Raw genomic sequence first — 18,104 nt, forward strand, 5'->3', positions numbered from 1 at the left:
GGAGGAATCATGACCCCGAACCCCCGGCTCGATTCGCCGCCCGCGGGCACCCCGGCGGAGGCCGTCCCGACGACGCCGCACCTGCAGGAGTCCCTGAGGACCACCGAGATGCGGCGGATCCTCGCCTCCAGCTTCGTGGGCAGCGCGATCGAGTACTACGACTTCATCCTCTACGCGACGGCCGCCTCGATCGTCTTCAACAAGGTGTTCTTCGCGAACCTCGACCCCGCGACCGCGATCTTCGCCTCCTTCGCGACGCTCGCCGTCGGCTACGTCGCCCGCCCGCTCGGCGGGGTCGTCTTCGGGCACTACGGGGACCGCATCGGCCGCAAGAAGATGCTGGTGCTGTCCATGATGATGATGGGCGTGGCCACCATGCTCATCGGCATGCTCCCGACGACGGCGCAGATCGGCATCGCCGCGCCGGTGATCCTCGTGGTCCTGCGCGTGGTCCAGGGCATCGCCGTCGGCGGGGAATGGGGCGGGGCCGCCCTCATGGCCCTCGAACACGCCCCGAAGAAGCAGCGCGGCTTCGCGACGTCGTTCGCCAATGCCGGCGGGCCGGCCGGGGCGCTCCTGGCGACCCTCGTGGTCTCGGCGGTCTCCGCCGCGACCGGCGACGACTTCCTGGTCTGGGGCTGGCGCATCCCGTTCCTGCTCAGCGCCGCGCTGATTGTCGTCGGCCTCGTCATCCGGCTGAAGGTGTCCGAGACGCCGCTCTTCCGGCAGCTGGAGACGGCCAGCGAGAAGCGGAAGATCCCCCTCGTGGAGGTGCTGCGGCACCACCCCCGTGCCGTGGTGCTGGCCCTCGTGGCGACCATGAGCTTCTACTGCTGCCAGGGCCTGCTGACCGTCTGGGGTGTCTCGATCGCGGTGGAGGCCGGCGCGGACCGCACCGGGGTCCTGAACTGGAAGGCCGTCGGCGCCGTGCTCACCCTGGTCATGACGCTGTGGGCGGCCCGAATGAGCGACCGCGTGGGACGCCGCCGGATGCTGGTGATCGGCGGCGTGCTGGGCATCGTGTTCGCCTACCCGCTGCTGACCCTGCTGAACAACGGGACGCTCTGGGGGTTCGCCGTCGCGCTGATCGTGGGCCAGGGCGTCATCCAGGGCATGCTCTACGGACCCATCGGCGCGTTCGTCGCCGAGCAGTTCCCGACGAGCGTGCGCTACACCGGCGCCTCGCTCGCCTACCAGGGCGCCTCGACGCTCGGGGCCGGCTTCACGCCGATGATCGCCACCGGGCTGCTGATCCTCGGAGGGGGCAGCATCGTGCTGGTCGCGGGGTTCTGGGCGGCCGTCATGCTGGCCGGAACCGTGGCGGTGCTGGTGACCAAGGAAAGCTCGCGGACGGACCTCGCGTAGGGATCGCGGACGGCAGGGGAACGCCCCGCGGGATGATCCCGCGGGGCGTTGTCCGTGGTGTCGCCGCGGCCGCCAAGAGGACGGCCGCCGGCTGGACGGCCGCCGGCGGGTTAGCGGTACCCGAGCTTGCGCGAGCAGGAGGGCCAGGCGCCCCAGCCCTGCCTGGCGAGGACCTTCTTGGCAATCTTGATCTGCTTCGACTTCGACGCGCGGTGCGGGAAGCCCTTGCCGCCGTAGGCCTTCCAGGTGCCGAGGTTGAACTGCAGGCCACCGTAGTAGCCGTTGCCGGTGTTGATGGACCAGCGGCCGCCGCTCTCGCACTTCGCGATCTTGTTCCATTGGGCGAGAGTGGCGGTCGCGGCGTCGGCCGGCTGGGCGGCAACCATGCCGGCGCCGGCGGTCAGGCCGACGGCGAGCGTCAGGACGGCGAAAAGGGCGGTGAGCTTGCGCAGGGTTTTCTGCATGGGTCGGTTCCTGATGTCGGGGACAGGGAGTTGGCGGCCATAATCCGGCGCCGGACGCGCGGGATCCGGGGCCGTTTTCGCGGCCCCGGATCCGGTGCGTGAAGCCGCCGCGCGCTGCCGGGGGGCGGCAGTGGCGGCAAGTTCAGCTGTCTAGGCTACCGGCCGCAGGCCGCGGGCACGGTGTCGAGGGTGCCCGCCCGCGGCCGTCCGCGTCATGTATACAGCGACAGCGGCTGCAGTTCCCCGTGCAGGAAATACGCTCCGACTTCGATCTTCTTGTAGTCCACGGGGTCGTGGAGGGTGTGCGTGCGAACATTACGCCAATAGCGGTCCAAACCCACGGCGTTGCTCGCGGAACTGGCGCCGGTGACCTCGTAGATCCGGTTGGCGACCTCCACGCCGACCTCCGTGGCGACGACCTTCAGCTCCGCGATGGCCACGGCGAAGTCGCCGCGCTGCGCCGCGGTCAGCGTCGACGAGCGCGCCACCTCGGCGTCGAAGCGCCGGTTGAGCTTCTCGGCAAGGGCCTCGACGGCGGCCGTGCGCGCCCTGAGCTCGCCGAGCGTCCGCTGGAACACGACGTCGTGGGCGTACGTCTCCGCCGTGGAAAGGAACCAGGCGTTCCTGCGCGCCAGCAGCAACTCGCGCCCCTAGGCCAGCGCCCCCTGCGCGACGCCGAGGTAGAAGTTCCCGAAGCCGAGCTGCACGCCGGGCGTGAGCAGCGTGGCGATGGGCTCGTCTGTGATCTCCCCGAGGACGTCCGTGAGCCTGGGAGGCCCGCTGATCGGCGACGCCTTCCGGGGCGGGGACCTCGGCGAACTGACGGCGCGGGCCGCGAGGGTCACGCGACTCGTCGACGAGGCGGCGGCGTGGTAGGCGGGCGGGTCTCGACAAGCTCGACCAGCGTCAGGCAGGGTCTCGACAAGCTCGACCGGCGAGTGCGGGCGCGGTCTCGATAGGCCGACCAGCCCGTGGTGCGCTATTGGTCCAGCAGCCGCGCCGCCGTGAGCTCGTCGAGGATCAGGTGCGTGATGGTGCCGGCCCGGAGAGCCGCGATGAGCGGCACCACCTTGTTGTCCCCGGCGACCGCGCACACGCGGCGCGGGATCCGGCGCAGCTGCGCCGGCGTCGGGCCGGTCGCGCGGCGGTTGATCTCGATGTCCCCGTAGCTACCGTCCTCGCGCAGGAACACCGTGCAGACGTCGCCCACCGCGCCCTCGGCGTCGAGGCGCGCGATGTCGTCGGCCTCGAGGTAGCCCGCCGAGTAGACGTGGCTGGGCAGCTCGCCGCGCAGGGCGCCCACGGAGAACAGCGCGATGTCCGCCTTGCGCTGCAGCTCCACCACGCGGCGCACGGAGCGCTCGCGCCACATGGCGTCCTTGGTCTCCGCGTAGTCGAAGAACGCCGGGACCGGGAAGTAGTGCACCTGCGCCCCGAAGTTCCGGGCGATGCCCATCATCAGGTCACCGGCGTAGTGGACGCCGCTGGTGCGGGTGTTCGCGGCGCCGTTCAGCTGCACGACGACGCTGCCGCGGGTCTCCTTCGACGTCAGGTACGGGACCACGGTGCCCAGCGTCGTCCCCCACGCGACCGCGAGGACCATCTCCGATCCGAACCACGTGCCCACCAGCCGCGCCGTGGTCCGGGCGACCTGGTGCAGCCGGTCGAATTGCGAATCGGAGTCGAGCACGGGAACGACGAAGGCCTCCACCCCGTAGGCGTCGCGGATGCGCTGGCCGAGCCCGGGTGCACGAGTGTGCTCGGGGCGCAGCGAGATCTCGACGATGCCCGTATCCCGAGCCTCCTTGATCATCCGCGACACCGTGGACCGCGACGTCTGCAGATGCCGCGCGATCGTCTCCATCTTCATGTCCTGCAGGTAGTACATGGATGCTGCGCGCAGCACGTCGCGGTATCTGGCGCTCATCAACGCTCCCGTTCCGGGTGGGTGGGCGGGGCCCAAACGCGGGCTCCGTGCACGTTTGTGCAGATGGGTTGCGCGCTTGTGCCATTGGTGTGAGGTTACACACAGCCAGCATTTACCGGAAGGACGACGATGCCATCCCCCACCTCACGTCTCACTCCCCAGGCCCGCGACGCGGCGTTGCACGCGATGCGTGCCTCCTCGGCGTCGGACCCGCTCGACGTGCTCGTCATCGGCGGCGGCGTCACCGGCGCCGGCACGGCGCTCGACGCCGTCACGCGCGGCCTCACCACCGCCGTCGTCGAGGCCCAGGACTGGGCCTCCGGAACGTCCAGCCGCTCCAGCAAGCTGGTCCACGGCGGATTGCGCTACCTGCAGATGCTCGACTTCCACCTGGTCCACGAGGCCCTGACCGAGCGCGACCAGCTCATCACCAAGCTCGCGCCACACCTGGTGCGCCCCGTGTCCTTCCTCTACCCGCTCGAGCACCGGGTCTGGGAGCGCGGCTACGTCGGCGCGGGCGTCGCCCTCTACGACACTCTCGCCACGCTCGTGCCGGGCAAGCGGTCACTGCCCTTCCACCGACACCTCACGCGCGCCGGCATGGAGCGCGTGTTCCCCGACCTGCGGCACGACGCCGCGATCGGCGCCGTGCGCTACTGGGATGCCTCGGTCGACGACGCGCGCCTGGTATCCACGCTCATCCGCACGGCGGCGTCGCACGGCGCCCACGCCGCGAGTCGCACGCAGGTGGTCGACCTGACGAAGAACCACTCCGGGCGCGTCGACGGCGCGCGGCTGCGCGACCTCGAGACCGGCGACGAGTTCCGCGTCCACGCCCGGAACGTCATCAACGCCACGGGCGTCTGGACGGAGGAGACGGAGGCCCTCGCCGGCGGCACCGGCGGGCTGCGGGTCCTCGCCTCCAAGGGCGTCCACATCGTGGTGCCGCGCGACCGCATCCGCGGCGAGGTCGGACTGATCCTGCAGACCGAGAAGAGCGTCCTCTTCGTCATCCCGTGGTCGCGGTACTGGGTCATCGGGACCACGGACACCCCGTGGGAGCACCAGCTCCAGCACCCCGTCGCGACCTCCGCGGACATCGACTACGTCCTCGAGCACGCCAACGAGGTGCTGGCCAACCCGCTCACCCGCAAGGACATCATCGGCACGTGGGCGGGCCTGCGCCCGCTCCTGCAGCCCGGGACCAAGGCGGGCACCAGCTCCGCGAAGGTCTCCCGCGAGCACACCACGGCCTCCCCCGTGCCGGGGCTGACCGTGACGGCGGGCGGCAAACTCACCACCTACCGCGTCATGGCCAAGGACGCCGTGGACTTCGCGCTGGGCGACGAGGCGAAGGACCGCCCGTCGATCACCGCCGACACGCCGCTCCTCGGCGCCGTCAACCTCGCGGTCCAGCGCAACTGGAGCCGCAGCTACGCCCAGCGGTACGGCTGGTCGCCCGCCATGGTCGACCACCTGCTGCACCGCTACGGCTCGCTGCTCACCGACATCGTCGACCTGTGCGAGGAGGACGAGTCGATGGCCCGGCCGCTCGAGCACGCGCCGGCGTACCTGCGGGCGGAGGTGGCCTACGCGGCCAGCCACGAGGGGGCGCTGCACCTCGAGGACGTCCTGCTGCACCGCACGCGGCTGAACTACGAGATCGCCGACCGCGGGCTCGCCGCGCTGGAGGAGATCTCCGGCCTGATGGCGGACATCCTCGGCTGGGACGACGCGACGCGCGGCCGCGAGGTCGCCGCGTACGAGGCCCGGGCCGCGGCGGAGGCCGCGGCCGAGCGCGAGCCCGACGACGGCGCCGCCGAAGCCGTGCGCCTCGCGGCCGACGACGTCGCTCCGCTCGCGCCGCTGGGGTCCGGGGCCACGGGCGGCCTGAAGCCGGGATCGCCCGAGGACTCGCCGGGGGCCGCCGGTCCCGTCGGGACCTGAGCCCAGGCCGCGGCGGTCCCACGGGGCGGCCGCGGCCGGAAACAGCTGGAACCCGGGGCAACGGGGCCACGGGCAGGGGCGGACGACGCAGTCCGCGAGAAAAGGGGAAATATGGACGTCACCATAGGGCAGGTCTTCATTTCGGAGGTGATCGGGACCGCGCTCCTGATCCTCCTCGGCGCGGGCGTGGTCGCCAACGTCGTCCTGCCGAAGAACAAGGGCTTCAACAGCGGCTGGATCGTCATAGCCTTCGGCTGGGGTTTCGCCGTCTTCGCCGGCGTGTGGGCGGCCTGGAAGTCCGGGGCGCACCTGAATCCGGCCGTCACGGTCGGCATCATCGCCAATGGCTCGGAGAACTTCGTCGAGGGCGTGCCGGTGAACTTCACCAACACGATGGTCTACTTCGGCGGCGAACTGCTCGGCGCGATGATCGGCGCGGTCCTGGCCTACCTCGCCTACAAGAAGCACTTCGACGAGGAGGCCGATCCGGCGACCAAGCTCGCCGTCTTCTCCACCGGTCCGGCCATCCGCTCCTACGGCTGGAACCTGGTCACCGAGATCCTCGGCACCTTCGTGCTGGTGTTCGTGGTGCTCCAGCTGGGGAACTCGCCCCACGAGCTCGGCCCCCTCGCCGTCGCGCTCCTCGTTGTCGGCATCGGCCTGAGCCTCGGCGGACCCACCGGCTACGCCATCAACCCGGCCCGCGACCTCGGACCCCGCATCATCCACGCGATCCTGCCCATCAAGGGCAAGGGCTCCAGCGACTGGGGCTACGCCTGGGTGCCGGTCGTCGGGCCGCTGATCGGCGGCGTCCTGGGCGGCCTGGTGGCCGCCGCGGTGGCGTGAGCCACCCGGACGGCCCGCGCCGCCACCCCGCACGCAGCATCGATGTCCCCGCCGACGGTCCCCGCGGTATCGGCGACCGCACCGGCGGCCTGCACACCACCGACTTCCACAGCAAGGGATAGGGAACAGCTATGAGCACCAAGTACGTCCTCGCGATCGACCAGGGCACCACGAGCTCGCGGGCCATCGTCTTCACGCACGAGGGAACCATCCACTCCGTCGGCCAGATCGAGCACGACCAGATCTTCCCGCGCGCGGGATGGGTGGAGCACAACCCGGAACAGATCTGGACCAACGTGCGCGAGGCCGTGGGCCTCGCCCTGGGCCGCGGCAACATCCCCTACACGGACATCGCCGCCGTCGGCATCACCAACCAGCGCGAGACCGCGGTGGTGTGGGACAAGACCACCGGCAAGCCGGTCTACAACGCGATCGTCTGGCAGGACACCCGCACCCAGAAGATCGTCGACGAGCTCGCCGGCAGCGAGGGGGCCGACAAGTACAAGTCGCGCGTCGGGCTGCCGCTGGCGACGTACTTCTCCGGACCCAAGATCACCTGGATCCTGGACAACGTGGACGGCGCCCGCGAGGCGGCCGAGCGCGGCGACCTGCTGTTCGGCAACACGGACACGTGGGTGCTGTGGAACATGACCGGCGGCGTGGACGGCGGCGTGCACGTCACCGACGTCACCAACGCCTCGCGCACGATGCTCATGAACATCGACTCGCTGACCTGGAACGAGGACATCGCCGCGGACATGCGCATCCCGATGTCGATGCTCCCGGAGATCCGCTCCTCCTCCGAGGTCTACGGCCACGGGCGGCAGCGCGGCATGCTGCCCGACGTGCCGATCGCCGGCATCCTGGGCGACCAGCAGGCCGCGACGTTCGGGCAGGCGTGCTTCGAGAAGGGCACCGCGAAGAACACCTACGGAACCGGCAACTTCATGCTGCTCAACACCGGCACCGAGCCGGTCGCCAGCAAGAACGGCCTGCTCACGACGGTCTGCTACAAGATCGGCGACGCCCCGCAGGTCTACGCGCTGGAGGGCTCGATCGCCGTCACCGGCTCGCTGGTGCAGTGGCTGCGCGACAACATGGACCTGTTCGAGGAGTCCCAGGACGTCGAGTACTACGCCCGCAAGGTCGAGGACAACGGCGGCGCCTACTTCGTGCCCGCGTTCTCCGGCCTCTTCGCCCCGCACTGGCGCTCCGACGCCCGCGGCGCGCTCGTGGGCCTGACCCGGTTCGTCAACAAGAACCACATCGCGCGCGCGGCGCTGGAGGCGACGGCGTTCCAGTCCCGCGAGGTGCTGGACGCGATGAACGCCGACTCGGGCGTGGACCTGACCGAGCTGAGGGTCGACGGCGGCATGGTCGCCAACGAGCTCCTCATGCAGTTCCAGGCGGACATCCTCAACGTCGACGTCGTGCGGCCCGAGGTCGCGGAGACCACGGCGCTCGGCGCGGCGTATGCCGCGGGCATCGCCGTCGGCTTCTGGAACGGCGAGGAGGACGTGGTGGCGAACTGGCGCGAGGGCAAGCGCTGGAGCCCCGCCATGGAATCCGACGAGCGCGACCGGCAGTACCGCCTCTGGAAGAAGGCCGTCACGAAGACCCTGGACTGGGTCGACGACGACGTGCGCTGATCCCCCGCCGGCGGCGGGCCCCACCGGGCCCGCCGCCGGACGCGCTTCCCCACGATGGACCACGGAAGACAAAGGAGTTGACCGCCCACCCACCATCCACGCGATCCACCGAACACGCACGACCACGAAGACACGAAGAGCAGTACTGAAAGGACACCATCCATGTCAGGAAACAAAGCTGTCGCGTACAAGGGTCCCGGCAAGGTCGAGATCATCGACACCGCCTATCCCACCTTCGAACTCCAGGACGGCCCGGGGGTGAACCCGGCCAACGTCGGCCGGAAGGTCCCGCACGGCGTCATCCTCCGCACGGTCACCACGAACATCTGTGGGTCCGACCAGCACATGGTGCGCGGCCGGACAACCGCGCCGGCCGACCTGGTCCTGGGCCACGAGATCACCGGCGAGGTGGTCGAGGTGGGTCCCGACGTCGAATTCATCAAGGTCGGCGACATCTGTTCGGTGCCGTTCAACATCTCCTGCGGGCGCTGCCGCAACTGCAAGGAGCGCAAGACCGGCATCTGCCTGAACGTGAACCCGGACCGCCCGGGATCCGCGTACGGCTACGTGGACATGGGCGGCTGGGTCGGCGGCCAGGCCGAGTACGTGCTGGTGCCGTACGCGGACTGGAACCTGCTGAAGTTCCCGGACCGGGACCAGGCGCTGGAGAAGATCATGGACCTCACCATGCTCTCCGACATCCTGCCCACCGGGTTCCACGGCGCGTACACCGCGGGCGTCGGCGTCGGATCCACGGTCTACATCGCCGGGGCGGGGCCGGTCGGGCTGGCTGCGGCGGCCAGCGCGCAGCTCCTCGGCGCCGCCGTCGTGATCGTCGGCGACCTGAACGACGAGCGCCTGGCCCAGGCGCGCTCGTTCGGCTGCGAAACCATCAACGTCGGCGCGGGCGACCCCGGGGACCAGATCGAGCAGCTGCTCGGCGTCCCGGAGGTCGACTGCGGCGTCGACGCGGTGGGCTTCGAGGCCCGCGGCCACGGCCACGGATCGGACGCCAAGGAGGCGCCGGCCACCGTGCTGAACTCGCTGATGTCGATCACCGCCGCCGGCGGCGCGCTCGGCATCCCCGGGCTCTACGTCACCGGCGACCCGGGCGCGGTCGACGACGCGGCGAAGCACGGCTCGCTGTCGATCTCGCTGGGCACCGGCTGGGCCAAGTCGCTGTCCTTCACCACGGGCCAGTGCCCGGTCATGAAGTACAACCGCCAGCTGATGATGGCGATCCTCCACGACCGGATCCAGATCGGCAAGGCGGTCAACGCCAAGGCCATCGGCCTCGAGGACGCGCCGCGCGGCTACGCCGAGTTCGACGCCGGTGCGGCCACCAAGTACGTGCTCAACCCCAACGGGTACGTGAAGAACTAGCGCAAACCACCCGGAACGCCGGGCGCACGCGATGCGTGCGCCCGGCGTTCCGTGCGTCCGGTCAGGAGCGCCGCGCGACAAAGTACGCGTTGAACGGGTCCGATTCCACATCCCGGACGTCGACGCCGCCGAAGCCCGCCTCGGCGAGCATCCGCCCCGCCAACTCCACGCCCCACGCCGTGCCCAGCCCGTCGCCGTCGAGCCCCAGCGAGACGCTCATGCAGTGGAACGTCGAGATCGCGTAGAGGTAGCTGCCCCACGCGAGGCCGATGTTCTCCTCCACGTTGCTGGAGGCCTTGATGTCGACCATGAGGAAGACGCCGTCCGGCCGCAGCGCGTCGTGGATGTTCCGCAGCACGGCTGCGGGGTGCGCCTGGTCGTGGATCGCGTCGAACGCCATGACGGCGTCGTAGGCCCCGCGGGCGTCCAGCCGGGCCACGTCGACCACCTCGAACCGCGCGTTGGCGAGCCCCATCCGCGCGGCCTCGGCGCGCGCCTCGGCGATCGCGGCTTCGGAGAAGTCGTAGCCGGTGAACCGGCTCGCTGGATACGCGCGCGCCATGAGGTTCACCGCGTGCCCGGCGCCGCAGCCGACGTCGCACACGTCGATCCCGGCGGCCAGGCGGCCGGGCAACCCTGGCACCAGCGGCAGGATCACGTCCAGCAGGGCCGCGTCGTTCACCGCGGCGCTGGTCTCGGCCATGTTCCGGTGGAAGAGCGGGTAGTCGGCGTAGGACAGGCCGCCGCCGTTGCGGAACCGCTCGATGACCTTCTGCTCCACCTCTCCCATCATCGAGACGTGCTGCATCAGCAGGGCCATGTTGTTCGGTCCGGCGGCCCGCGTCAGCACGGCGGCGTGTTCGCGCGGGAGCAGGTACGTGCGTTCGGTGGGGTCGTAGCGGACGACGCCGGCCACGACCATGCCGCCCAACCATTCCCGCACGTAGCGCTCGTCCAGGCCCCCGGCGTCGGCGATCTGCCGGCTGGTGGCCGCGGGCAGCTCCGCCAGCGACTCGAATAGCCCGGTTTGGTGGCCCACGCTGGTCAACAGCGCGATCGCCGACTTGTTCAGGATGTCCAGGAAGTGCCCGGCGAAGGCGGCCGCGGCGTCAGCGTCGAACCCGTCGCCGGTGGTCGTCGTGGTGGCGGCATCCAGATCGGTCGTCGCCAGGTCGGTGGTGGTCGCTTCGGTGGTCATGTTCTTGTCCTTTTCGGTGGGCCGGCGTGTGGTGGCGCACGTACATCGCCAACATGAAGCCGGTGGTGGAGAGGTGGAAGCCGTGCAGGGCCCAGATCGGCCCCGCGGGCAGGCTGAAGACGTACACGGAATGGACGAGGTTGCCGACATTGGCGAGCAGCAGGTTGCCAAGACTGTAGGAAGCCAGGTCCCGCGTGCGCACGGCCTTGGCGAGCATGGGCATCACGCTGCCGATGAAGACGACGGTGGAGACGCTTCCCGCCAGCACTGCCGGGTCGATGTCCATCGCCGTTCTCCCTTCCGTCTCGGTTCGGCTGGATGTTGTGTTGTTCGTTCACCCTCAACGCTAGGGAGCGCGGGCGGGCGGCGAATCGGGAGAAAGACCCAATCCGCGCGGGCGGGCATGGCGCGTTTGATGCAGGGCGCGTTTGATGCAGGGCGCCTCGGGATGGGGTGGGGCGTGCCGGCCGCGGAGGGTTGCTACCGCTGCGGGTGCAGGCCGTGCTCGTGCGCCCAGGCCGCGGCCGCGGTCCGGGAGGAGACGCCGATCTTGGCGAAGATGTTGGCCAGGTGCCGGCCCACCGTCTTCTGGCTGATGAACAGCGCCTCGGCCGTGTCCTTGTTGCTGGCGCCGCCGGCGATCAGCGCCAGGACGTCGGCCTCCCGCCCGGTCAGACCGCCGGGCAGGGCGCCGCCGTCGAGCCGCCGGATGTCCGGCAAGGCGCCGAGCCGGCGGTAGATGGCCAGCGCCGTCGCCGAGTCCGCCGCGGCCGCGCCGCGCTCCCCCAGCCCCCGGTGCGCGCGGGCCAGCAGCTCGTAGACCCGGGCCGTCTCGTAGCTGGCGTGCAGTCCCCGGTATTCGGCGGCGGCCGCCCTCAGCACCGGCAGCGCCTCGGAATACCGGGCCCCGGAGACCAGCACGGAGGCCCGGGCCTGTGCCGCCCACGCCCGGAAGCCCGCGGTGCCGAACGCCGCGGCCGTGTCCTCGAGATCGCGGCACAGCTGCTCGGCCTCGTCGGCGAGGCCCAGCTCCAGCGCCACGTCGACGGCGGACCCGAGCAGCCGCGCCGAGGCCAGCCGGTCGCGCCCGGCGAGGGCCGCGCACAAACCGGCCCAGGCGTCGTCCTTCCTGCCCTCGGCCCGCTGGAGCAGGGACTCCCCGGGCTGCGGCTCGGTGCCCAGCTCGGTCGCCTGGGCGTACGCGGCCCGCGCCCCGCCGGCGTCGCCCCGGAGGCGCCGGATCTCGCCCAACTGGTAGAAGGCCTCGCCGGCGACCCAGTTGTTCCGGCCGATGAGTTCCGTGCCGCTGCGTTCGATCGCCGGCTCCGCCCGATCCCAGCTACCCTCGACGCACAACAGCTGCAGCCGGTGGATGCGGCAGATCCCGGAGTAGACCACCTCGCCGTGGAACTGCTCGCACCACTGCTCCGTGGCCCGGGTCCACGCGCGCATCCGGGCCAGGTCGGCGACGTCGTGGCACGCGTGGATCACGGTGCAGTAGATGTCGCCCGCCCACTCGGGCGGCATCCGGCCCGCCAGGACGGGCAGCATGGCCTCGTCGAGCTGGGCGAAGCCGGAGGCGGCGTCGCCGTCGCGGACGTCGCACAACCCGGAAAGGACCAGGCCCAGCGACGTCAGCTGCGGGGCGCGCAGCCGCCGACCCAGCTCCCGCAGCTCGGCCGCGGCGGCGCGGGTGGGCCCCAGGTCGTGGAAGTCCATGTCGATCGAGGCGTCGAGGTAGAGCAGGTAGCCGCGTTCGGGTCCCTCCGGGAGGTCCGCGAGGATCCGCCGGGCCCGGTGCGCCCAGCCCGACGCGATGACCAGGTCCCCGCGGATGAACCACAGCAGGCCCAGGTTGACGGCCTTCATGGCGGCGCGGGGACGGTCGCCGCCGTCCTCGAAGCGGTGGTAGACCTCCTCGGAGATCGCGAGCGAGTCCCTCACGCGCCCCACCCACCACGACGCGCTGCCCAGCAGGTCCAGGTCCTCGGTGGGCAGGTCGGCGAGTTCGCGGGCCCGCTCCAGCTGCTCGTTGGCCGCGTGCCAGTCCCCGCGGGCGTACGCCGCCCGCGCGGTGGAGCGCAGCACCTCGAACTCGTCCATCATGGCTTCCACGTCCACGGTAGACCCGCCGGGTGCGCCGGTCGAGGCCCGCACTCACAGCAAACGCCCATGCCCGCCGCGGATGGAATCCGGCCCGCCGGACGTTGAGAGGTGTGTCAGGACCATCGAAACGGAAGGGACCACATGCCGGCGTCGTACCCGCCCGCCTCGCCGGACCGCGTCGTCGGCGTGGAGCGCGGCGCGGACCCCGAAGCGCGCCGCCAGCCGGCGGGGCCGCGCGGCCGACGCACGATCGTGGTCCTCGGCGCCGACGGGTCCGGCAAAACGACGGCGGCCGCCGGCCTCGTCGCCCGCGAGCTGGGCGCGGGGCGCCCCGCGCAGCACCTGCGTAACCCCGCGGGCCGGCGCTGGCTCGCCCGGGTGACGGGGCCGCTGGGCCTCCGCGTCCCGCCGCGCTGGGCCGACCGGTTCGAGTCGGCGCTGCGCACGCTGAACGTGGTCGCGGCCCACGCCCGCGCCGCCCGGTTCGGCGGCGTCACCGTCATGGACCGGCACCTCGCGTGCCAGCTGGTCCTGCGCGGCGTCCGGGGCCTGCCGCCGGGGCGTTTCCTCCCGTGGCTCGAGCGCGCGCTGCCGCGGCCCGACGCCGTCGTGCTGCTGGACGTGCCGGCCGAGACGGGCCACGCCCGGATCGCCGCGCGCGGCGAGGACTCGGAGCCGCTGGGCTACCTGCGGGCTGCCCGCTCCGAATACCTGGCCCTGGCCGCCTCCCGGGGCTGGCACGTGGTCGACGCCGGCGGCTCCCCGGACGAGGTCGTGGACCGCGTGCTCGCCGCCGCGGGACTCGCGCCGCGGGACTCGCCGGGGGCCGCCCCGGCGCGGTTTCCTGACCGTTCCCCCCACGCGTTCCCCACGCATTCCCCTGGGCCGCGGGGAAACCTAGAATGGGGGCACGGCATCGAAGGACCGGTGAGTGCAATGAAGCGTGAACGCCACCCGAGCGAGAACCCGCTGCGCGACATGGAGCGGATGGGACCGCACGGCGTGCACGGGTCCGCGGACAGCCCCGGCATGCCGAACCTCGCCGGCGCCCAGATCCCGGGTCCCGGCACCCCGCACGTCTACTACGGCGAGGACGCCCGCCTGCCGGACGCGGCGGCGAGCCCGACCGAGATCCAGCACCACCTGCCCTCCGGCGGCTGGCTGCGGCGGCTCTTCCGCCGTCCGTAGCGGCGCGGCCCCTCAACGGACCCGCCCGAACGGCTCCCAGAAGTAGTCGAACGAGTCGGCCGGGCCAGCGAGGAAGCGCTGCGTGAAGACGACGCCGATGTCCCCGTCGGGGTACACGGCCGCGCTCGTTCCGGACCCGCCGGCCCAGCCCCACATCCCCGGCTCGGACCACGGCTCGCCGCGGCCGGTCTGGACGGCGACCATGAAGCCCCACGACTGGTCCTCCCCCGACATCTCGGCCAGGCCCGCGCGCTGCCCCGGCGTGAGCTGTCCGGAGGTCATCTGGCGCCGCAGGCCCGGCGGCAGGAGCGAGTCGTCGGCCAGCGCGGCGAGGAAGGCGAGGTAGTCGGGGACGCTCGAGAGGAGTCCGCCGGCCAGGGACGGGAAGACTGGCGGTCCGGCGAGGGCCTCCCGGTAGGAGGCCGCCTCCACGAGCCCGGCGGCGGACGGCTCGTAGACCGTCGGCAGCGCCTCGGTCCCCGTCGGGAAACCGGTGGACGCCATGCCGAGGGGACCAGTGATCCGCTCCTCGAGCACCGTGCCCAGCGGCCTGTCGGCGGCCCGGGCCAGCAGGACCGAGAGGACGTCGGCGCACGCGTGGTACATCCAGCGCTCCCCCGGCTGGTGGGCGAGCGGCAGCGCGCCGAGGCGGGCCAGGTACTCGTCGGGTCCCATGGCCGGCGGGTTCGGTCCCCAGATGAAGTCGCGGGTGGCCTCCGCGTAGGGCGTCGGCGCGAAGTCGATCCCCATCCCGGCCGTGAACGTCAGCAGGTCCCGCACGGTGATCGGGCGCCGCGCCGGCACGGCGAAGCTCAGTTCCGCGTCCGGCCGGGCCAGGACCCGGGGATCGGCGAGCTCGGGGAGCCACCGCGTGACCGGCGCGTCGAGGGACAGCGTCCCGTCGGCGACCAGGCTCAGCGCCAGCGCCCCGCCGATCGGCTTGCTCAGGGACGCGATCCGGAACGGCGTCCCGTCCAGCATCGGCGCCCCGTCCCCGAAAGACAGGGCGCCCGTGGCGAAGACCTCGGTCTCCCCGCGGCGCCGGACCCCGGCGACCAGGCCGGGGCACCACCCGGACGCGACGGTCTCCTCCAGCGCGGCCTGCAGCGGTGCCGTGGATGCGGACATGCCTCCACTGTTCGCGCCCGCCCGCCCCGCGTCAACGGGTGGGGAGGGTGGAGTCCGGCCGCGGCCATGGTGTTGACTTGGGGCGGCAGGCACCCCGATCCGCGACGAAGGAGTCCACCGTGAAGACCCACGTTCTCCACGAATCCTCGGCCGACCTGGTCCCGGAGGACCTCCCCCGGCCCACCCCCGGCCCCGGCGAGGTGCTGATCCGCGTCGCCGCGTGCGGGGTGTGCCACACGGACCTCCACGTGATCAAGGGCGAGGTCGCGTTCCCCCGGCCGTGCGTGCTCGGGCACGAGGTCTCCGGCGTCGTCGAGGAGACCGGGCCGTCCGTGACCGGGCTGGAGCCCGGGCAGCGCGTCGCGTGCAGCTTCATCATGCCCTGCGGAGCGTGCCGCCACTGTGCCGCGGGCAACGAGGACCTCTGCGAGGAGTTCTTCGCCAAGAACCGGCTCAGGGGCCAGCTCTACGACGGGACGTCCCGGCTCGCCGACGCCGCCGGGCGGCCCGTCGCGATGTACTCCATGGCCGGGTTGGCCGAATACGCCGTTGTCCCCGCCACCGCCGTCTTCGCGCTGCCGGACGAAATCGACCTCGAGGACGCCGCGATCCTCGGTTGCAGCGTGTTCACGAGCTACGGCGCCGTGCGGAATGTCGCCGAGCTGCAGCCCGGCGAGACGGTCGCGGTGGTGGCCGTGGGCGGCATCGGCCTGAACATCGTCCAGATGGCGGCGGCCCACGGCGCCGGGCGGATCGTCGCCGTGGACATCAGCGACGAGAAGCTGGCCCTGGCCCGCGAGCTCGGCGCGACCGACACCGTGAACTCGCTGCATGGAGACCCCGTGGCCGCCGTGCGGGCGCTGACCGGCGGGCGCGGCGTCGACGTCGCGTTCGAGGCGTTCGGCAGCGGTCCGACGGTCAAGACCGCGACCGAGCTCGTGGACGACGGCGGGCGCGTGGTCCTTGTGGGGATCGCGCCCGCCGGGGTGGAGGCCGGACTGAACATCGCGCACATCGTGCGCCGCAAGATCCGCGTCCTCGGCTCCTACGGCGCCCGGGCCGGCACCGACATGCCCCGCGTGCTCGAGCTCGTCGCGGAGGGCAGGATCGGCCTGCGCCGACTGATCACCGACCGGTACGACTTCGCGGATGCCGACCGCGCCTACAAGGACCTCGACGCGCGCCGGATCAGGGGCCGGGCGATCCTCACCTACGGGATCCCGGACGACGGCGGCCCGGCTCCGGCCTAGGTCGCGGCTCCGGCGGAGGTCGCGGCTCCGGCGGAGGCCGCGGCTCCGGCCGAGGACGCGACGGCGGATCCCACGAGCATCGCGGCGGCCCGCTCGGCGATCATGATGGTCGGCGCGTTGGTGTTGCCCGTGGGCACCAGCGGCATGACCGAGGCGTCGGCGACGCGGAGGCCGTCGAGCCCGTGGACCTTGAGCGTGGCCGGGTCGACGACCGCGAGGTCGTCCACGCCCATCCGGCACGTGCCCACCTGGTGGTGGTAGGTCACCACCGATGCGCGGACGTACCGCTCCAGGTCCTCGTCGCTGTCGGACACCTCCGGGCCCGGGTGGATTTCCCGCGGCCCCCAGTCCGCCAGCGCGGCGGTGCGCCCGATCTCGCGGCACTGGCGCACGGAGGCCACCAGCGCGTCGACGTCCCGCTGCTCCGACAGCGCCCCGAGGTCGATCCTGATCGGGTCCGCGGCGTCGGGTCCGGTCAGCGTGATCTCGCCCCGGCTCTCGGGGCGGACCAGCCCGCCGAGCATCGAGAAGCCGTTGTCCGGGCCGGTCATCTCCGCCGGCACGTAGTCCTGCGAATACATCGGGACGGAGAAGAAGATCGGCTGGGTGTCCGGGACCGGCAGCTCCGGGCGGCTCTTCCAGAACAGGTGGACCTCGGCCGGGGCGACCTCCCCCATCGGCACCGGGCGGCTGTCGGCGGCGAAGATCACCGGGGACAGCAGGTGGTCCTGCAGGTTCTTGCCCACGCCGGGCAGGTCGTGGACGGGGTCGACGCCGGCCTCGCGCAGCTCCCCCGCCGGGCCGATCCCGGAGCGCAGCAGCAGCTCCGCCGAGTTGATCGCCCCGGCGGAGAGCACGGTCTCCCCGGCGCGCAGCGTGGCGGTCCCGCCGTCGTGCTCGAATTCGACGCCGGCCACCCGTCCGTCCTCGACGATCAGGCGCCGGACGTGCGCGCCCGTGAGCAGCGTCAGGTTCGGGTGGTCGGCCACGGGCCGCAGGTAGGCGTGCCAGGTGTTGAAGCGCTTGCCGTCGCGGACGTTGAGCTGCATCCGGGACACCCCCTCGACGTCCCCGGAGTTGTAGTCCTCGTTCAGCGGCAGGCCGATCTCGACGGCGCCGCGCAGCATGTCCTCCTGGATCGGGTTGCGCGGGAAGTCCTGGACGACGTCGAGCGGGCCGCCGACGCCGTGCGTCTCCGAGGCCCCGCCGTCGAAGTTCTCGATGGACTTGAAGACCGGCAGCACGTCCTCCCACGACCAGCCGTCGCAGCCCGCGGCGACCCAGGAGTCGTAGTCCCGGCGGTCGCCCCGGACCCAGATGGTCGCGTTGAGCGCGTGCGATCCGCCGAGGACCTTGCCGCGCGGCAGGTGGATCCGGCGCCCCGCGCAGCCCTCCTGCTCGGTGGTGTAGTAGTCCCAGTCCTGCGGGCTGTGCCACAGGAGCCCGAGCGTGTAGAGGTGCGCGATGTTCGGGTTCGTGTCGCGGTCGCCGGCCTCCAGCACGGCGACGCGCTTGCCGGCGTCGAGCAGGCGGCGGGCGATCACGTTGCCGGCCGAACCGGCGCCGACGACGATGTAGTCGAGTTCTTCGGTGTTTTCGGTGCTCATGGACTTCTCTTCTCTGTGGGTGTGGGCGGTGCGCTGCATGGATTGC

The 18,104-nt window shown here is 71.9% G+C and carries 16 protein-coding genes; 7 read left to right on the plus strand and 9 right to left on the minus strand.

The window, feature by feature from the left end:
- Positions 1 to 9: 9 nt before the first annotated feature.
- A complete protein-coding gene (locus ACETWP_RS15910; RefSeq protein ID WP_373973250.1) occupies positions 10 to 1,365 on the plus strand; it encodes an MFS transporter in 1,356 nt (451 codons plus the stop codon).
- Positions 1,366 to 1,475: 110 nt separating this feature from the next.
- On the opposite strand, the gene ACETWP_RS15915 is transcribed toward ACETWP_RS15910, so the two are convergent.
- From ACETWP_RS15915 to ACETWP_RS15930, 4 genes are all read right to left on the minus strand, one after another.
- Entirely contained in the window at positions 1,476 to 1,829 is a 354-nt protein-coding gene (locus ACETWP_RS15915; RefSeq protein ID WP_373973251.1) for a transglycosylase family protein, read from the minus strand.
- 212 nt (positions 1,830 to 2,041) lie between these two features.
- Positions 2,042 to 2,470, minus strand: coding sequence for an acyl-CoA dehydrogenase family protein (locus ACETWP_RS15920; protein ID WP_373973252.1), 429 nt, complete (start codon positions 2,468 to 2,470; stop codon positions 2,042 to 2,044).
- Positions 2,471 to 2,479: 9 nt separating this feature from the next.
- Positions 2,480 to 2,674 carry a hypothetical protein gene (locus ACETWP_RS15925; RefSeq protein WP_373973253.1) on the minus strand — a complete coding sequence of 65 codons (195 nt, stop codon included), beginning with the start codon at positions 2,672 to 2,674 and terminating at the stop codon, positions 2,480 to 2,482.
- Between the two features lie 134 nt (positions 2,675 to 2,808).
- Complete coding sequence (locus ACETWP_RS15930) at positions 2,809 to 3,756, minus strand: sugar-binding transcriptional regulator (RefSeq protein WP_373973254.1); 948 nt, start codon at positions 3,754 to 3,756, stop codon at positions 2,809 to 2,811.
- 129 nt (positions 3,757 to 3,885) lie between these two features.
- Here ACETWP_RS15930 and ACETWP_RS15935 point away from each other — a divergent pair, with 129 nt between their 5' ends.
- The 4 genes from ACETWP_RS15935 to fdhA all read left to right on the plus strand — a co-directional run bounded on the left by ACETWP_RS15935 (position 3,886) and on the right by fdhA (position 9,581).
- Complete coding sequence (locus tag ACETWP_RS15935; RefSeq protein ID WP_373973255.1) at positions 3,886 to 5,703, plus strand: glycerol-3-phosphate dehydrogenase/oxidase; 1,818 nt, start codon at positions 3,886 to 3,888, stop codon at positions 5,701 to 5,703.
- 111 nt (positions 5,704 to 5,814) lie between these two features.
- Entirely contained in the window at positions 5,815 to 6,549 is a 735-nt protein-coding gene (locus tag ACETWP_RS15940) for an MIP/aquaporin family protein (RefSeq protein WP_373973256.1), read from the plus strand.
- 131 nt (positions 6,550 to 6,680) lie between these two features.
- A complete protein-coding gene (glpK, locus tag ACETWP_RS15945; protein WP_373973257.1) occupies positions 6,681 to 8,198 on the plus strand; it encodes a glycerol kinase GlpK in 1,518 nt (505 codons plus the stop codon).
- A gap of 162 nt (positions 8,199 to 8,360) precedes the next feature.
- Positions 8,361 to 9,581, plus strand: coding sequence for a formaldehyde dehydrogenase, glutathione-independent (gene fdhA / locus ACETWP_RS15950; protein WP_373973258.1), 1,221 nt, complete (start codon positions 8,361 to 8,363; stop codon positions 9,579 to 9,581).
- Positions 9,582 to 9,642: 61 nt separating this feature from the next.
- On the opposite strand, the gene ACETWP_RS15955 is transcribed toward fdhA, so the two are convergent.
- From ACETWP_RS15955 to ACETWP_RS15965, 3 genes are all read right to left on the minus strand, one after another.
- Positions 9,643 to 10,779 (minus strand): class I SAM-dependent methyltransferase, encoded by a 1,137-nt coding sequence (locus ACETWP_RS15955; protein WP_373973259.1) that lies wholly within the window; start codon positions 10,777 to 10,779, stop codon positions 9,643 to 9,645.
- On the minus strand, positions 10,691 to 11,065 hold the full coding sequence (locus ACETWP_RS15960; protein ID WP_373973260.1) for a hypothetical protein: 375 nt from the start codon (positions 11,063 to 11,065) through the stop codon (positions 10,691 to 10,693). The genes ACETWP_RS15955 and ACETWP_RS15960 overlap by 89 nt, the downstream gene beginning before the upstream one ends.
- Positions 11,066 to 11,259: 194 nt before the next feature.
- Positions 11,260 to 12,900, minus strand: a complete 1,641-nt coding sequence (locus ACETWP_RS15965; RefSeq protein WP_373973261.1) for a LuxR C-terminal-related transcriptional regulator — start codon at positions 12,898 to 12,900, stop codon at positions 11,260 to 11,262.
- 126 nt (positions 12,901 to 13,026) lie between these two features.
- On the opposite strand from ACETWP_RS15965, the gene ACETWP_RS15970 reads away from it, so the two are divergent.
- Positions 13,027 to 14,073 carry a dTMP kinase gene (locus tag ACETWP_RS15970; RefSeq protein WP_373973262.1) on the plus strand — a complete coding sequence of 349 codons (1,047 nt, stop codon included), beginning with the start codon at positions 13,027 to 13,029 and terminating at the stop codon, positions 14,071 to 14,073.
- Between the two features lie 12 nt (positions 14,074 to 14,085).
- On the opposite strand, the gene ACETWP_RS15975 is transcribed toward ACETWP_RS15970, so the two are convergent.
- Positions 14,086 to 15,201, minus strand: a complete 1,116-nt coding sequence (locus tag ACETWP_RS15975; RefSeq protein WP_373973263.1) for a serine hydrolase domain-containing protein — start codon at positions 15,199 to 15,201, stop codon at positions 14,086 to 14,088.
- 119 nt (positions 15,202 to 15,320) lie between these two features.
- Here ACETWP_RS15975 and ACETWP_RS15980 point away from each other — a divergent pair, with 119 nt between their 5' ends.
- Positions 15,321 to 16,451 (plus strand): zinc-binding dehydrogenase, encoded by a 1,131-nt coding sequence (locus ACETWP_RS15980; protein WP_373973264.1) that lies wholly within the window; start codon positions 15,321 to 15,323, stop codon positions 16,449 to 16,451.
- On the opposite strand, the gene ACETWP_RS15985 is transcribed toward ACETWP_RS15980, so the two are convergent.
- Positions 16,448 to 18,058: a GMC family oxidoreductase gene (locus ACETWP_RS15985; protein ID WP_373973265.1), complete on the minus strand. Its 1,611-nt coding sequence runs from the start codon at positions 18,056 to 18,058 to the stop codon at positions 16,448 to 16,450. The genes ACETWP_RS15980 and ACETWP_RS15985 overlap by 4 nt on opposite strands.
- Positions 18,059 to 18,104: the final 46 nt, after the last annotated feature.

Source organism: Arthrobacter halodurans (assembly GCF_041877255.1).
GTDB classification, from domain to species: Bacteria; Actinomycetota; Actinomycetes; order Actinomycetales; family Micrococcaceae; genus Arthrobacter_N; species Arthrobacter_N halodurans.

Bases quoted from the DNA above. Each gene is read 5' to 3' on its own strand.
- ACETWP_RS15910 (WP_373973250.1), top strand. From the start codon at position 10: ATGACCCCGAACCCCCGGCTCGATTCGCCGCCCGCGGGCACCCCGGCG.
- ACETWP_RS15915 (WP_373973251.1), bottom strand. From the start codon at position 1,829: ATGCAGAAAACCCTGCGCAAGCTCACCGCCCTTTTCGCCGTCCTGACG.
- ACETWP_RS15930 (WP_373973254.1), bottom strand. From the start codon at position 3,756: ATGAGCGCCAGATACCGCGACGTGCTGCGCGCAGCATCCATGTACTAC.
- ACETWP_RS15935 (WP_373973255.1), top strand. From the start codon at position 3,886: ATGCCATCCCCCACCTCACGTCTCACTCCCCAGGCCCGCGACGCGGCG.
- ACETWP_RS15940 (WP_373973256.1), top strand. From the start codon at position 5,815: ATGGACGTCACCATAGGGCAGGTCTTCATTTCGGAGGTGATCGGGACC.
- glpK (WP_373973257.1), top strand. From the start codon at position 6,681: ATGAGCACCAAGTACGTCCTCGCGATCGACCAGGGCACCACGAGCTCG.
- fdhA (WP_373973258.1), top strand. From the start codon at position 8,361: ATGTCAGGAAACAAAGCTGTCGCGTACAAGGGTCCCGGCAAGGTCGAG.
- ACETWP_RS15955 (WP_373973259.1), bottom strand. From the start codon at position 10,779: ATGACCACCGAAGCGACCACCACCGACCTGGCGACGACCGATCTGGAT.
- ACETWP_RS15960 (WP_373973260.1), bottom strand. From the start codon at position 11,065: ATGGACATCGACCCGGCAGTGCTGGCGGGAAGCGTCTCCACCGTCGTC.
- ACETWP_RS15970 (WP_373973262.1), top strand. From the start codon at position 13,027: ATGCCGGCGTCGTACCCGCCCGCCTCGCCGGACCGCGTCGTCGGCGTG.
- ACETWP_RS15975 (WP_373973263.1), bottom strand. From the start codon at position 15,201: ATGTCCGCATCCACGGCACCGCTGCAGGCCGCGCTGGAGGAGACCGTC.
- ACETWP_RS15985 (WP_373973265.1), bottom strand. From the start codon at position 18,058: ATGAGCACCGAAAACACCGAAGAACTCGACTACATCGTCGTCGGCGCC.